Source organism: Streptomyces sp. CB01373, from assembly GCF_002803075.1.
Taxonomy (GTDB): Bacteria; Actinomycetota; Actinomycetes; order Streptomycetales; family Streptomycetaceae; genus Streptomyces.
Genome location: NZ_NNBK01000032.1, coordinates 1 through 14,060 on the forward strand (window position 1 = coordinate 1; position 14,060 = coordinate 14,060).

Sequence of the window (14,060 nt, forward strand, 5' to 3'; positions counted from 1 at the left end):
CCGTACGACTCGCTCAGGGACCAAATGCCGTGGTACGGGCCTGGGCCGCCGTCTCCGACGGCCATCAGGAACCCTCGGTAGTCCCTGGGAAGCGTGACCCCGTACTGCCGCTCGAAGGACCGAACCTCCGCCTCGGACAGCACACTCCTCGGCCGAGTATCGGACAGCCGGTCCATCCCGTTCCTACCTCTCGCATCTGGCAGCCCCAGTTCCACCGTCGCCGCGAGCATAAGACTCTCCAACCGGCCAGGCTCCATGCGGTCGAATCTCACTTTGAAACGATCAGTTACTGCACCCGACTCAGACTCGAAGAGGCCCGCTGGCGCGCGTCGACGCTGGCCAACTCAGCGAGGCGGTGTCGCCCGGGCTGGGCACGGGGAACGCGCTGGTGTGACGCTGCTGGTGAAGCTCGGGGTGGTGGCGGTGACGGGGCTGCTGAATCTGCGGCTGCCCCGGTTGGCCGGCTGAGACGCGGGTGCTCGGCCGAGAGCTGAGCGGGGCAGGCCGCGCCCGGTACGGCAGCAGGGCCCGGACCACGTGTCGCGGTCCGGGCCCTGCCCCGTGCGGTGCCGCCCTACGGTGGCGGTGCGTCAGCTCTGTGCGGTGTTGTCGCCCGTCTGCCCGGCGCCCTCGGCAGTGCCTGCCTTCTCGCGCATCTTGCGCACCAGCTCCGCCTTCTGGTCGGCGGCACCCTGGCGGTCGAGGTTGCGGTGAGGACCGTTGTTCTGCCGTTCGGCGCGGGACAGCTTCTTGCGCTGGCCGCCGCCCATGCCCACGGGGTTGTTGATGTTCTTGCTCACGGGTTCTCCCGGAATGTTGTGAAGTGATCTAAGGATTCATCGGTGGGGGACGGGCACGGCGACGTCGAAGGACGTCAGCAGGGGCCCATCACGCTCTCACTCGTAAATCGGCGTCTGGAAGAACATGAGCAAGACGTTACCTGGTCCCGTCGGCTCCGCATACCAAGTTTTCGCCGTCCCGGCGTCGGCCGGGCCTTCGGTGAGGGCCCAGGGGCCAGCCGTTTCTTCCAGAGCCAGCGGGGGCTCTGCAGCGCCATTCCTGTCACGCCCTTGCCACGCTGAAGCGGAGTGAAGAACGTGGCCCGGCTCGGGTTGCGGGCTCACGAATACGGCTGCTTGTCCTGTGCTTCCGCAGGCCCGTCGGCGACTTGCTCAATGAGCCGTCGCCGGTCCTTCGGCCCGGAGGCGTAAGCGTCCATGCCTGCGGCGGCCAAGGGATGGAGTGGATCTGTCTCGAGATCGCCGTGCAGGCGCAGCAGTACATGGTCGTCACCGACCAGGCAGTCGGTGTACGGAAGCGCGTGCGACAGTAGGCGGGCGAAATCATCGCAAGCCACCCGGACGTCCACCTTGTCGAGGCCGAGCCACACGTGCAGCGTGCCGTCCTGAACCGTCAGCTCGACGTCGATGCGGGTATCGGCCGCCTCGGCGGCTTCGCCGCCCCACTTCAGGGTCTCGTCCAGCGCGCCGAGGTGGATGGGGAGCGGGCGGAAGATCTCCTGACGCATGTCGTCGCGGACCGTGACGCCGGTGGCCGGGGCCTGATCGCGCCACCAGTCCTGCACGACGTCGCGAACGGAGGCGGCCTGCGGCCCGCTGCTCAGCGCTCGCCGTACGGCGTCCGCCGCGTTTCGCCGAACCACGCTCGCGACGTCTGATCCAGGTTCGGCAGCCATACGGCGTAGGAGCGATCCAGGCCCGAGTCGGGTGTCGTCGAGGACCTTCGGGTACAGCTCGCGCAGGGCGTCCGGTACGGCTGTGCTGTCCGGCCCGAGCAGCTGGCGGATGCGTTCTGCCCAGGCAAGAAACGCCTCGGTGTCGCCGGTGGTGAGGAGGTCGGTGCCGAGGTCGCCGCGGGCGAGCATGCGGGCGCGCTGCCTTTCCGTCGGCTGGCCGAGGCCATCGAGTTCGGCGCGCAGGAGGAAGACGAGCAGGTCCCGTTCCGGGGCGGGGAGATCGTCGACGGCACCGTTGACGGGGGTGGCGAGGATGTCGAGGACGGCCTCGGCGGTCGCCCTCTTCGCCTCCGGCTTCCCGGGGGTTCCGGGCAGACGCTCGGTCCACCGGTGCACACGGCCTCGAGCGTCCCGCAGCCTGATCGTGGCGGTGAAGCGCTTCAGGTGATCCCGCCCCGAGACGTCGTACGTGTAATCGTGGTCGATCCCGTATGTGGTGGCCATGGTGGCGAGGATGGTCACCGGGTCGTGCTGGTGTTCCAAGGCGGAGAGCCAGTCGTCTAGGACGGCGGGCCGGCGCCTGAGCAGCCGAGGCCCGTGGATGCGCCAGGCCGCGGCGACGACCGCCTGGGTGGCGTCCGACACCGCTGTGCGGCTCTGTCCGCTCTCACCGCGGCTCGTCAGCAGCCCTTCGGCGAGCTGGAGCGTTGCACCGAGCCGGGCGGTGTCATCGTCAGAGGTGGTGAGGATGAGTGCCTCGTCCTCGTCGGGGGTGAGGCCGTGCGCGAGGGCCTGGCGGACGCGGACGTGGGCGGCAAGGTGGTTCACCACGTGCGAGCCGTGGTGGGCGAGGAGGTGGTTGTCGCGCTGGCGGGCGGCGGTCGCCGCCGCCTGGTTCTCGTGGACCCAGGAGGCATGGGTGAGGGCTTGGGCGAGGAGCCCGTCCACGCGATGCCCAAGCTCGAACATCGCCGCCAGGTCGCTCACGGCATCCCGATGTCGGTTGCCCGGCTGCGCGTAGGGCAGCGGCGACGCGGTAGGCAGGTTCGCGGGTGTCGCCTTCCGCTCGGCGCCCGCCGCCGCAGCCACCTTTGGGTATGCGTCGAGCAGTGCTCGTGCCGCCGCCGCCCGCGCCGCCTTCTTGGACTGGCCGGTGCCTCCCGCCATGCGGCCGGTTCCGGTGCGGACAGTGGCACGGAAGACCTTACGGTGGTCCGGGCCCTCCTCGTCGTAGTCGTAGGTCAGTCCTTCCTTCTGGAAAGCCGTATGCGCCAGAGTGACGGGATCGGCTCCCGTCTCCGCGGACGGCCGGTCGAGGTCGGACCACACGGAGGCGACCAGCCTCTGGGCGATGTCGTGCTCGCCACAAAGACTAAGCACGCCGAGGATCTGTCGGGCCACTCCTTCGAAGACGGACCTGGCGGGCTGCTGCGCCTCCCCCGCGCCCATGCGCACCAGCCCCTGCTTGGCAGCCCACGCGCCGAGCGCAAGGCCGGCGGCGGCACGACGCCGGGCGTGTTCGCTCGACTGTTCGCCCACCTTCCGAGGGGTCGCCCATCGCGCGTAGGCGTCGAGCAGAATCACGTCGAGCGCGGTGGCACCGAGCCGGTCGAGCAGACCGAGCACGTGCGGTGTGACCTGGTCGATGTGGTGACTCTCGTAGAGATGACTGCGGTGTTCGGCGGCCAGGCCGAGCCAGGCAGTGACTTCGGGGCCGGCGTCCCATCCGCGCACGGCCTTCGCCACGATCTCGCGGACCTCTTGCCCGTACGTGCCCACCAGCGACACGGGCGGCTCGCACAGCGCCGGGTACGTGACGTCGTGGACGTCAAGCCGCCGTTCGGCGCGGGAGTAGGGCCGGACCGGCTCGGGCGACGGACGCTGTCCGGCCGCGGGCGGGGCCGACCGCGCGGGCCGGGCGGGCGGCTTCGGGGGGTGTGTTCCGGACCCGGCGGGTGGACACCGGGCGCTGGTGGGCAGGACGCGAGTCGGTGCGCCGAGGGCCCGCCTGCGCCCTCCGCCCGCCGGTCGGCGATGTGTCATACCTGCCGTCCAGGAGGTTCTGGAGTTCGTTGGTGAGCCAGGAGGGCAGTCCGGTCGGGGGGTGGCCGCCGTCGAAGAAGTCGCCAGCCAGGTCAACGCAGTACGCGTACCGCTCCCACTCGTGGTGGCGTGCGTGTTCCTGACCGAGCGTGCGCAGCGCCGCCCGCATCCGCGCGTACGGCACCGTCTGGCCGGCCAGCTGGTACGACGTCCGGTTCCGCGCGGCATCGATGGCGAGCGCGATGCGGTGCACGGGTGTCGGCGGCGCGGTCTCGCGCAGCGACACGATGCCGACCCAGCGGTTCATGGCCCTCCCCCTGCCGGGCGGCCCTGCCCGGCCCCGGCACGCGCTCCCGGGTAGCGTCGGTGCGCTGACCCGGTGCTTGCGTACGGGCGGCAGCCTGCCCCCGGTCCTGCTGTTCCCTCCTCCCGCCGCTCCTCACGACCCGGTGATCACGGCGGCACTGGCCCGTCAGCGTAGGCCGCCGGACGCGAGTTCGGGAGGGTTACATCGCGGGCAAGGGGTGAAGCCGGTGGCCCCACCACCTGCCGCTACTGGTGCCGTCCGCCGCTCCACCACCAGCGCCGCTGAGCGGATGGTGGTTGCGGCGGATTCGCTGGCGTCGCGCCGGTTCGACGGTCACCAAGGTCCGCAGCCGGGCGACAGAGACACGCGTGACCGAGCGAGCTGTCGCGGTACACCCACTCATTTTCGATCACCTGAACGCCCCGGTAACTGCGGAATTTGACGTACCGCCCGAGACGCGGTGTCCTGCGTCCATGACCAAGAACACGAGTGGCAGCGGCCCTGCCGCCACCCCCGCCAGTGACTTCGAACTCGGCTGCGGCAAGGCTTACTTCCGGATGGGTAACGTCACGGAGCGAGTCCAACTGGTGCTTGCTACAACGCTCCTTGTTGCCGTCCTCGGGACACTGGCCATCAACGCATTGGTGGTGGCGCGAGCCCCTCGCCTGTGACGGTTGCAAGGGCATCCCCCACAAGGGTTTGGCGGTGGCAGCCCTCGCCACCGCCACAGGTAGCGGTCTTGCCATTTGGCTCACGCCCCGATGATGACCCTTCGGACAACCGGGCACCGAGCAGGGGAAGGAGGCTTGTGAAGCTTCCCCTTGATCGTGGACACCTGGAGACTGGGACGTGAGTTCCAGAGGAAGTAGTGCCAGGTGGGAAGTAAGAGCAACCGCAGCAGGCGGTATACGGAGGAGATCAAACGGGACGCGGTCGCTCTCGTGCACTCCTCCGGGAAGACCGTCACCGAGGTGGCCCGGCAGCTCGGGGTCAGCGCCGAGGGCCTGCGGAACTGGGTCAAGCAGGACACGGTTGGCCGTGGGCAGGGGGTGCCGGAAGAGCTGACGACGGCCGAGCGTGAAGAGCTGCGTCGGCTGCGAAGGCTGGCCGCCGAGCAGGCGGAGACGATCGAGGTGCTGCGAAAAGCGGCGGTCTTCTTCGCGAAGGACAGCGATCGATGAGCGAGGTGTACGCGTTCATCGAGGCGGAGAAGACCACCCACCATGTTGCACTGCTGTGCCGGCTGCTGAAGGTGGCCCGCTCCTCCTTCTACGCATGGCTGGCCGGTGAGAAGACCCGGCGGGCGAGGCAGGTCGCGGACGATGTCCTGGCGCACGAGATCACCGTGCTGCACCTCGTCGGCTCGGGCACCGCGTGAACCGCAAACGGATCGCGCACATCATGCGTGAACGCGGCATCAGCGGCGTCACACGGCGCGGGCGAAAGAGCCTGACCCGCCCGGCCAAAAGGGCGGTGCCCGCCCCGGACCTGATCGCCCGCGACTTCACCGCACCAGCGCCGGGGATGAAGCTCGTCGGCGACATCACCTACATCCCCACCGATGAGGGCTGGTTGTATCTGGCGACCTGACTGGACCTCGCAACCCGCGAGATCGTCGGCTACTCGATGGCTGACCACCACCGCGCATCCCTGGTCGTGGACTCGCTGAAGATGGCTGCCGGACGTGGTCGGCTCCAGCCCGGCTGTATCGTGCATTCGGACCGCGGCAACGAATACACCTCGGACGAACTCCGGTGCGAAATAAGCCGGTTGGGGCTGCGGCAGAGCGTGGGCCGCACGGGGTCGTGTTTCGACAACGCCGCAGCCGAGTCGTTCTTCGCGCTCTTGAAGGGCGAGATCGGCACTCGCTGCTGGCCGGACCGGCCGAGTGCCCGAGCGGAGATCTTCGCCTTCATCGAGAGCTTCTACAACCGGCGGCGACTGCGCAAACATCCGGGCTGGGGCTACCTCACCCCGCTGGAGATCCGACAGCGACACGAACAAGGACACGCCCTCACGGCGTAAGCATCGAGTGTCCAGCATCACGGGGAAACTTCATGTCGGGGTTGGCCCGGGGATCCGTCCGGCCTGCCTCGTCCCTCACTCGCCACCCACCACCGTATCCCCGTCGAACCGCAGCGACGTGATCCGCGACTCGCCGACCCACTCCCGAAGGGTGTCCAGTGCAGCGGGCTCAAGTTTCGTGGTGAAGAGGATGGCCAGATGCTCTCTGGCCCGTGAGCATGCCACGTAGAAGAGGTTGCGGGCCCTGATAAACGCCTCCAGTTCCTTGTCCATCAGTTCGTCGCGCCGGGAGAAGTTAGCCAGCATCTCGGGGATCTGGAAGCGGGAGTGTCCCTTGCTGACCACGGCGAGGACCCGGTTGAACTCCAGTCCCTTGACTCCGTGTTGTGTGGCGAAGGGCGTGCCGCCGCCGAGGTGCTCGTTCAACGCCAGCAACTCCGCGTACGGCACCTGGCGCAGTTGTTGGTACTCCTTCGACCGCGCCACCGCCCGGGCTTCGGCCTTGTCGTCACTCACAGCCTGCGGGTCGGTGCCGGATGGTGACACGGCCTTCCGGTGACGCTCGCGCACCTTCCCCAGGCCGTCGAAGAGCTGCTGCTCAAGACAGAGGTCGAGGACGTCGCCGACCGTGCCCGTCTTGCGGGCCTCCCCCAGTTTCGTCAGGAACGCCATCCATTCCTGCTTGTCGGCCGACGAGTTGATGGGTGGGCGGCCACGGGGGTCGAGTGCGTCGAACATCGCGCCGTAGCGCTTGTTCCGGTAGTGGAGCAGGGCCGGTTCCAGCGTGTCCATGAAGAAGGCCATGGCGTGGTCCTCCTTCCTCACGTAGGAATCGTTGCGCCGAAAGGCCCCGTGGAGCTTCTGATATCCCAGTTCGCCGGCGATCGTCTCGTGCGTGAGCATGAGGATCTTCGTGCTGGGCTCCTCCGCCCGCGCCTGGGCATCGTGACCGGATGCCCCGGTGCTCCATAACCGGTCGCGGACGTCGTCCAGTACCCATTTCCGGGCCGCGTGGGCCGCGTCCCAGCCGAGCTGACCCTTCCGGTGGTGGGTGAGCCTCGTCCCGGCCCATTCGTTGGTGTGATAGACGGCGACGGTGCCCTCGCCAACTCCTGACGCCGTGGTCTGCGTCAGTTCGGGACGCATCGTGTTCAGGAGGTTCACGACGGCGCGCTGCGAGCGCCGATTGCGCCGTCTGAAGACCGGTGTTGGGCGGGCGTCCTCGAGTGCCCCGCACGCGTTGTCGTAGATCTGCTGCCAATGGTCCCCGAAGAAGCCGCAGAGGGGGCCGCGCGCGGTGGCCTCATCGCCCGGCGTGCCCAGCATGGCCTCCGCCAGACCGGCGGGGGTGTCCTGGTACTCGTCCACGAAGACGATCGGGAACCGGTCGGCGGCCAGGGCCCGGAACTTGGGACGGGCGAAAAACGCCCTCGCGAGGACGGGCAGATCATTGTGACCCAGCTGCACCCGACGGCTGTCGTGGTCCACTTTCTGGAAGCCGGTGCTGTACTCGACCGTGTAGCCGTCCAGTGAGGTGTGGCCCTCCATCTTCGACAGCATGATGTCCAGCTCGACGATGTGGCGCAACAGGTGCTTGCGGAGAGGGGAGAGCAGCGGCCACAGGAAACCATGGATGGTTTCGGCGAACACGTACGGGCTGCGGTCGGTACGGCTGATGATCTCGTCGCGGGCCACATTGGTGTAGGTGACGCAGGCGATGCGCTGGTGGGGCCGCGGGAGGTAGCGGGGGCGGTCAGCCAGGATGCTCTGGAGCGCCTCGATCAGTGAGCTGGTCTTGCCCGCACCGGCACCGGCCTCCACCTTGAAGTGACGGCCCGCCTGGAGAGCCGTCAGGATCGTGTGCGTGACGTCTTCCGCCTCGGTCGTCACTGGACGTCCACCTTCGTCGCCGTCCCGTCCTGTGCCATGAGCCACTCAAGGCCGCGCCTGATGTACTTCGGGACCTGCCAGTCGTGGTCTCCGAGGACGTGGTCGAGGGCGAAGTCGACCTTGCTGCGCCTGGTCTCCACGCTGCTACGGGCCTGTTGTTCCAGTTCCTCGGCGGGAGCGGCACCCGTGGGGATACCGAACAGGCCCCGGTTGGCCAGCGCGAAGGCGTCCTCGAAAGTGCGGCCGCACGGACCGCCGGGCTCCTCCGGCACCTGGTAGGCGAGGCACATGCTGCCGCCGGCGATCGGCGGGTCCGTCTCGGCCCGCTGCAGCAGCTCGGCCACCGTGATGTCGGCCATCTCGGGGGACCACGCCCTGATGGACTGGTTGGACGTGCGTCCGGATTCGGACACCAGGCATTTGCGGATCTCGGGCTCCCTGTCGTCGACGGGATCAAGATCCGTGATGATCAGGGCTGGGATCCCGAGGACCTTCAGCAGCGGATAGAACCTGTGGGCATGCGCCCCGCCGACCTCCATCAAGGTCACGTACTGGTGCTGGGGCGTCTCTCCGGGCCTCCTCGCCGCCAGCTTCTCCTCCGCAGCCGGGACGAAGATACGCTCGCTGGCGCCCTCGACGAGGATGGCCTTGTCCGCGAAGTAGAGGTCGGCCCGGGTGAGGGTCAGGTACTTGCGGAGGAACCTCTCGTCGCCGGTCACCTGGGACAGGTCCTTGATGAAGGTGCGGGCCGGCCCCGGCTCGCTTCCGCTCTCCACGGTGTCCTCCTCCTTCCGGAAGTACCGGATGTCGGAGAAGTGTCCCCGGTTGGCCACGTGTGCCGAGTGGGTGGTCACCACGAACTGAGCGTTCCACCGGGGGCTGCTGTCGATTGCGGTGCTGCTCTCCTCGACCGCTCCCTTTTGCCCGGGCATCGTCGCTCTCATCTGCGCGTCGATCCGGGGGAACAGATTGACGGAGTACGTGAGTCGCTGGATGAACGCCTCCTGCATCTGCGGATGCAGATGGGCCTCCGGTTCCTCCAGGAAGACGAGATGGATCCCCGGCTCCGGAGAGGTCGCCGTGTGGTCGCGGTAGCAGGTGAAGAGCCTGAGCAGAATCATCACCAAGTTCCGCGTACCGAGGCCGTTGTACGACTCCGGGAACCGCACACCGGCCACTCCCGGATAGTGAATGCGCGCGAAGTTCCTGAGCAGCCTCTTGGAGTCCAGCCGGGCGGCCGTGACGAACTCCTGGTTGGCCAGACCCGGATAGCCGAATGCCTTCAACGTCGGCGCCACCCGTTCGCGGACCTTCTGGAGGCTGCTGTCGAGACTGCCGGAGGTGTCCACGAGTGTCCTGTCGATGTTCGCGGCGAGCTCCTCCAGCCACGTCGCGTTCTGGCTCTTCTCCGCTGCGGTCAGCAGTTGCTCGAAGACCGCTCCGATTGGTGCGGCATGCCCGTCGCTCTCGTCGTCCAGCCCTCGCTGCGCCTCGACGAAGTCCACCCTCACCAGGGTGCGCACGTCCGCGAGGTCGACCGGTCGGACGTTCGCCTCATCGGTCGGGTCGACCGCCATCACCGACATCTCGAAGTGCTTCGGGATGCCTCTGCCCAGCTGCTCAAGCGTGGCCGTGGCATCCGGCCCCACCGGCACGCCGCCGAAGAACTCCTTCAGGGCACCGTCCCCCAACGCGAAGGCGAACCTGATCACCACCTCGGAGCAGTCGGGGTCGAGGTCCACCACGAAGGGGGCCAGGGGTCCGTACTGGCCGCAGTCCTTGTCGTAGGAGATGTGGAGGGTGAGGGTGACTGCCGGAACCGTGTCGCGCGCCTGCTCCGCCTCGCCCGAGGCGAAGAGGCGATGGGCGGCGAGGAACTCCTCGTAGCAGTCGGCGGAGAAGTCCTCGATGCGCAGCGCGGCCTTCTTCCTCGCCACGAAGAATTCGAACAGTTTTGCCAGCGAGGTCTTTCCCGTGTTGTTGCGGCCGACGCACAGTGTCACCTTGTCCGTGAAGGAAAGCTCGGTTCTGCGGAGCAGCCGGAAGTTGCGGATGGCCGCCTTGGTGAGCCGAGGCGGCACCGGGACTACGGTCCCGTGTGGTTCGGCGGAGCCGTCTCGCGGGCCTGGGATGGCACGCGGATCACTGGGCTGGGTCATCGCGGCTCCTTGCTGCGCTCGTACACACCCTGGGACGTCCGGCGGGAACACACAGCAAAGGAAGCCACAAGCCCCATGAGATGCCGTCACCCCCTCAGGATCTGGGGCCGCATCTTGTCACCATAATTCTCTAAATGCACAGCGGTCGCATTTGATTCAGTTTCGGTCACCTATCGATCTAAATTCACTCCCGAATGTTCGAGATACGGCACCCATGCGGCCACCACCTCATAGGCCGACGGACCGGGTGAGGGATGGCCATGTACGAGGCGCACAGCGTGACCGGTGCTCAGCGAAGGCGTTGCGCCAGGAGCGGTGAATGGGTCCGCATCAGGTCCGATGCCAGCCCATGTCCAGTCCCGTCGAGTCCTTGAGGACCTGGTTCAGCGCTTCGACTTGTCCGACGTCGTCGAAGAGGCTGCGGGGAAGGTGGTCGTGAGCGAGAGGGCCGACGCCGTGCAGGATGTCGTCGTACGCCGACGCCACCGCGGCACCTATCAGTAGGTCCGTCGCCTCATCGAGGCCCACGTGCTCCGCCGGCCACCGGTACTCACCTTGACTCACCTGGAACACCGGGAACAGCCACTGCATGTCCCGGTCGGGCTTGATGAACCTGGTCGCTCTCTCGCCCAGGAAATTGACGCCGTAGTGCGAGATCGAACAGACGTCTCTTTCCCGCAGGGCAAGCAGACGTGAAGCGCACATGAGGGACACGGCAGGCGTACGCGCGGACAGGTGCATGGGGGCCGTGGCGGCTTCCCGGAGGGTCGAGAGGTCGGATAGACGGGAAGCCACGCTTCCCATCCGGAGCCCACTGCGCTTGGCCAGCACGTGCTGGAAGTGGACCGTCGCCTCGTGGCTCGGATACTGGAACTCCAGGTCCGTCTCCCAGCCCGTCATCGCCTTGGCTGCCGTCACGAACCGGTAGGGAGGGTAGAGCTCTTTCCAGTCGACGGACGGGTCGTCGGAGTTCAAGCCCGGCACCACAGGGTTCAGTGCGAAGTCGATGAGGGCCAGGACGGTACTTCCGCCGAGGGTGCGCCCTGCGAGAGCACGTGCCAGGCGACACGGCATCCCGTACTCGCCGTTCAGCACCTCGAGCAAGAACTCGCGCAGCGCCGGGTCAGCTTTCCGTATGAAGGCGCCCTCGAACTGGAAGAGTTCGTCGAGCACCGCCGCGCACTCGAAGAGGACGCGAGTGGTGAGCGGGCCCTCGGAGGTGTGCACGAGCTTCAGGGGCCCGTCGATGCCGACGCGTACGTCATCGGGACACTCGACCATCTCCATGCCCGCACCCTGGCGCCACATGTCTTCCAGGGCGTGCTCCATTGCCGCCCGCATGTCCCAGGTGCCGGTGTCAAACTCCGTCAGACCCTCCGGGTCCAAGAGGAGGTAGTAGGCGAAGTAGAAGTTGAGCCAATCCAATTCGCTGTATTTCAGTTCCCCTTGGGCGTGCTTGGGGTAGCACTCGAAGGAGAAAAAGGGGAGTCCGCTGCTCCGGTCCTCGTGGAGATGCTCCACGTCTTGCCGGGGCAGGTGAGAGATCGTGTACGCGGCCAACTGGTCCCTCGTGCGCCGCAGCAGGCTCAGAAGAATGCCGACAGTGGATCCGTGATATCGCGCCCAGTGGCTGCTCTCGTGGACGTAGGTCTTGTGCCAGGAGCCGACCGCCGTCACAAGATCGCTGGTGCGCGTGCGGGTCTGATCCTGGAAGAGGATCTGGCTGCGCAGATTCAACTCGGCGCCGCTCGAGTTCCGCAGACGTGGAGAGTGGACGGTCACCGGTTCACCCCTTCCGAGCCGTCCGCACCCTGGTCGTCGTCTTCCGGTCGAGGAGGCGCCTCCTCCACTGGCCCCCGGTCACGCGCCCGCTCGACCAATGCCTTCAAGGCGTCATACAGGGTGTTCGTGGCCAGTCCGGCGGCGACGGAGATGGAGATCTCCGCCCAGTGGGCGTGGCGTAAGGAGTCGCGCCTGTTCTGCTGCAGGGGCGTGAGGGCGAGAGAGCACTTTCCGGCGAGGTGCTGATCCGCCTCTATTTCCCGTGCTAGCACCTTCAAGTTCGCGGCTTCGCCCCGGTATTCAAAGATCGGCATGGCGGGAGCCTACAACTGGCCTCCGGTTCCCGGATCGGGACTCGGACACCGCCGTCTTCGCTGGAGGACCGCGGTAGCGCAACGTCGGGTGAGTTCGCCCCCGGGTGGTCGTTTGAGGCCGGCGGCGACGTGGAGGGCCGGCGCCGGTATAGGCGCGGTCGGCGAGGACAGGGACGCCTTGTCGCTCACAGATCCGGATGATGTGGTGGCCCACGCCGACGCTCACTTTCCAGCAACATACGGCTGTCGTGGGTCGCTTCGGTGACTGATGGCCGGCGCGGTCCGACGCGCCCGTCGCCATCAGGGCGGCACGCGGACACAGGCGCCTGGCGTGGCCGGAGCCATGCGGCGAGCCAGGGTTCCCGGGGGATCGCTTCCGTCTCCGCTGATGCCGGGGCGGACTGCGGACCAGGGTGATAGAGAGATGCCGGTACGACGATCCTCACGGTCGGTGTATGACGGCCCTGAACCCGGAAAGCGGCGACGATGTTCTTCAATGGCCCCGCGCACGTGCGCACCGATGCCACGCTCTTCCCAGCCAGTACCGGAGTCCCCGTCAAGCAGGATCTGCCAGTCCTGCCGCAAGACTTGGCGCGCGCGTTGTTCATCACGGGCAGGGCCCCGTACGACCAAACCAAGCACGGGAGGTCATCGGCGTACGAGTGGTGCCACAGGGTGGCGGTCCTGCCCGCCTATCTCAACTGGAGCGATGATCCGATCCGTCGCATCACACGTACCGACCTCGCCCGCGAACTCGACCCCTCCGAGAAGGGCATGCTGTCCTACACCCTGGGGCAGGCCATGTGCCAGATCTTCGCCGAGAGGCAGCTATCCGTCCGGTTCTTCATGCACGTCGCCCGCTACGCCTCCGCCTACAACCTCACCTTCGCCCCCGGCCGGAGCCGGGCGGACTTCTTCGGAGAGCGGACCGTCGGCGGTTATGTCGTCGCGGAAGCCAAGGGCCGCTCAGGCCCGCTGACGAAGAAACTGCGCGAAGCCATGGAGGAACAGAAGAGGACAGTCAAGACCATTAAGGGCGAAGTGCCGAAGATCGCATACGCGAGCGCGGTGCACTTCTCCTCCCCCCATAGCCCCATGCGTCTGACGGCGATCGACCCGGACACAGCCGACCCTCGCGCCGTAGACCTTCCCGTCGACCCGGACCTACATGTGCTGGCCTACTACACGCCGTTCCTGGACGCCTTCGCCCATCAGGAACCACTCATTCTGGGCGACTACGTCGTGGCTGGCTTCGCGGCGCTCGGCGTGACGCTCGGGGTCTTGGCGCCGGTGCTGCAGCGTGTGGAACGGGCGGCTCGACGCAACGAAGTCGCGGGCCTTCGCGACGACATCCTGGGCCTGCTCGCCCGCCACCGGCCTCGCCAGGAGCGCACGCTCTACATCGACGGCACTCTTTTCGCGGCAGACTGGACGGTTCCTGAGGACCGGCGCCGCCCGGGCCGTCGGGACAGCGAGGTGCTCCCCGACTTCCTGCACGAGGCGTTCCGCAGCATGAACGAGGGGGACGACTGGCGAGTGGTCTCCGTGGAGGAGGGGGACCTCGACTGGCGGGATCTGTCCCCTGCCAGGGGCTACATGCCGGGAATCCTCCCCCAGGGTGATCTCCTCGAGGGCTGAGGCATGGACGGCCGCCGGGCAAGGGTCATGCTTGAGCAGCGATTCGTCGATACCCGTAAGCAGCGCCGAACCGTCGGCAGCACTGGGAGAGCTCTTGGACCTGATGGTCGCCCTGAACGAGTCCGTATCGCGAGTGAAGGCTCCTCGCGGCGGGAGCGGCCTGCCGATGTACGAGCTGCCGAAGACCACGAAGAGGACAGCCCGGA

At 67.3% G+C, this 14,060-nt stretch carries 14 protein-coding genes and 1 pseudogene; 6 read left to right on the forward strand and 9 right to left on the reverse strand.

Going from position 1 to position 14,060, the window contains the following annotated elements:
• From CG719_RS36990 to CG719_RS34565, 4 genes are all read right to left on the reverse strand, one after another.
• The coding region (locus tag CG719_RS36990) for an SMI1/KNR4 family protein (RefSeq protein ID WP_234375907.1) at window positions 1–272 on the reverse strand (272 nt) is incomplete at its 3' end.
• Between the two features lie 318 nt (window positions 273–590).
• Window positions 591–800: a DUF6243 family protein gene (locus CG719_RS34555; protein ID WP_093896585.1), complete on the reverse strand. Its 210-nt coding sequence runs from the start codon at window positions 798–800 to the stop codon at window positions 591–593.
• A gap of 320 nt (window positions 801–1,120) precedes the next feature.
• Entirely contained in the window at window positions 1,121–3,484 is a 2,364-nt protein-coding gene (locus CG719_RS34560; RefSeq protein ID WP_100572662.1) for a putative dsRNA-binding protein, read from the reverse strand.
• Between the two features lie 40 nt (window positions 3,485–3,524).
• Window positions 3,525–4,046: a hypothetical protein gene (locus CG719_RS34565; RefSeq protein WP_100572663.1), complete on the reverse strand. Its 522-nt coding sequence runs from the start codon at window positions 4,044–4,046 to the stop codon at window positions 3,525–3,527.
• 473 nt (window positions 4,047–4,519) lie between these two features.
• On the opposite strand from CG719_RS34565, the gene CG719_RS35635 reads away from it, so the two are divergent.
• From CG719_RS35635 to CG719_RS34585, 5 genes are all read left to right on the forward strand, one after another.
• The gene (locus tag CG719_RS35635; RefSeq protein ID WP_159025025.1) at window positions 4,520–4,717 is read left to right on the forward strand and encodes a hypothetical protein; all 198 of its coding nucleotides are present in this window, start codon (window positions 4,520–4,522) and stop codon (window positions 4,715–4,717) included.
• Between the two features lie 204 nt (window positions 4,718–4,921).
• The gene (locus tag CG719_RS34570) at window positions 4,922–5,227 is read left to right on the forward strand and encodes a transposase (protein WP_100572664.1); all 306 of its coding nucleotides are present in this window, start codon (window positions 4,922–4,924) and stop codon (window positions 5,225–5,227) included.
• Window positions 5,224–5,424: a hypothetical protein gene (locus CG719_RS34575; RefSeq protein ID WP_100572665.1), complete on the forward strand. Its 201-nt coding sequence runs from the start codon at window positions 5,224–5,226 to the stop codon at window positions 5,422–5,424. Before CG719_RS34570 ends, CG719_RS34575 begins: the two co-directional genes overlap by 4 nt.
• On the forward strand, window positions 5,421–5,636 hold the full coding sequence (locus CG719_RS34580) for a hypothetical protein (RefSeq protein ID WP_100572666.1): 216 nt from the start codon (window positions 5,421–5,423) through the stop codon (window positions 5,634–5,636). Before CG719_RS34575 ends, CG719_RS34580 begins: the two co-directional genes overlap by 4 nt.
• Window positions 5,637–6,071 carry a DDE-type integrase/transposase/recombinase gene (locus CG719_RS34585; protein WP_267895384.1) on the forward strand — a complete coding sequence of 145 codons (435 nt, stop codon included), beginning with the start codon at window positions 5,637–5,639 and terminating at the stop codon, window positions 6,069–6,071. It abuts the gene before it with no gap.
• Between the two features lie 75 nt (window positions 6,072–6,146).
• On the opposite strand, the gene CG719_RS34590 is transcribed toward CG719_RS34585, so the two are convergent.
• The 5 genes and pseudogenes from CG719_RS34590 to CG719_RS37675 form a co-directional block, all read right to left on the reverse strand.
• Window positions 6,147–7,961: a UvrD-helicase domain-containing protein gene (locus tag CG719_RS34590; protein WP_159025026.1), complete on the reverse strand. Its 1,815-nt coding sequence runs from the start codon at window positions 7,959–7,961 to the stop codon at window positions 6,147–6,149.
• Window positions 7,958–10,042, reverse strand: a complete 2,085-nt coding sequence (locus tag CG719_RS34595; RefSeq protein ID WP_159025027.1) for an ATP-dependent nuclease — start codon at window positions 10,040–10,042, stop codon at window positions 7,958–7,960. The genes CG719_RS34590 and CG719_RS34595 overlap by 4 nt, the downstream gene beginning before the upstream one ends.
• A gap of 408 nt (window positions 10,043–10,450) precedes the next feature.
• Window positions 10,451–11,902 carry a hypothetical protein gene (locus CG719_RS34600; RefSeq protein ID WP_100572670.1) on the reverse strand — a complete coding sequence of 484 codons (1,452 nt, stop codon included), beginning with the start codon at window positions 11,900–11,902 and terminating at the stop codon, window positions 10,451–10,453.
• A complete protein-coding gene (locus CG719_RS34605) occupies window positions 11,899–12,216 on the reverse strand; it encodes a hypothetical protein (protein WP_030944093.1) in 318 nt (105 codons plus the stop codon). The genes CG719_RS34600 and CG719_RS34605 overlap by 4 nt, the downstream gene beginning before the upstream one ends.
• An 87-nt stretch (window positions 12,217–12,303) precedes the next feature.
• A pseudogene (locus tag CG719_RS37675) lies at window positions 12,304–12,424 on the reverse strand (IS5/IS1182 family transposase); the annotation flags it as partial.
• Between the two features lie 278 nt (window positions 12,425–12,702).
• Between CG719_RS37675 and CG719_RS34615 the strand changes: the two are divergent.
• Entirely contained in the window at window positions 12,703–13,854 is a 1,152-nt protein-coding gene (locus tag CG719_RS34615; protein ID WP_100572671.1) for a hypothetical protein, read from the forward strand.
• Window positions 13,855–14,060 lie beyond the last annotated feature (206 nt).

Excerpts from the sequence above, each read along its gene's own strand:
- CG719_RS34565 (WP_100572663.1), bottom strand. The coding sequence starts at position 4,046 with ATGAACCGCTGGGTCGGCATCGTGTCGCTGCGCGAGACCGCGCCGCCG.
- CG719_RS35635 (WP_159025025.1), top strand. The coding sequence starts at position 4,520 with ATGACCAAGAACACGAGTGGCAGCGGCCCTGCCGCCACCCCCGCCAGT.
- CG719_RS34575 (WP_100572665.1), top strand. The coding sequence starts at position 5,224 with ATGAGCGAGGTGTACGCGTTCATCGAGGCGGAGAAGACCACCCACCAT.
- CG719_RS34605 (WP_030944093.1), bottom strand. The coding sequence starts at position 12,216 with ATGCCGATCTTTGAATACCGGGGCGAAGCCGCGAACTTGAAGGTGCTA.
- CG719_RS34615 (WP_100572671.1), top strand. The coding sequence starts at position 12,703 with ATGTTCTTCAATGGCCCCGCGCACGTGCGCACCGATGCCACGCTCTTC.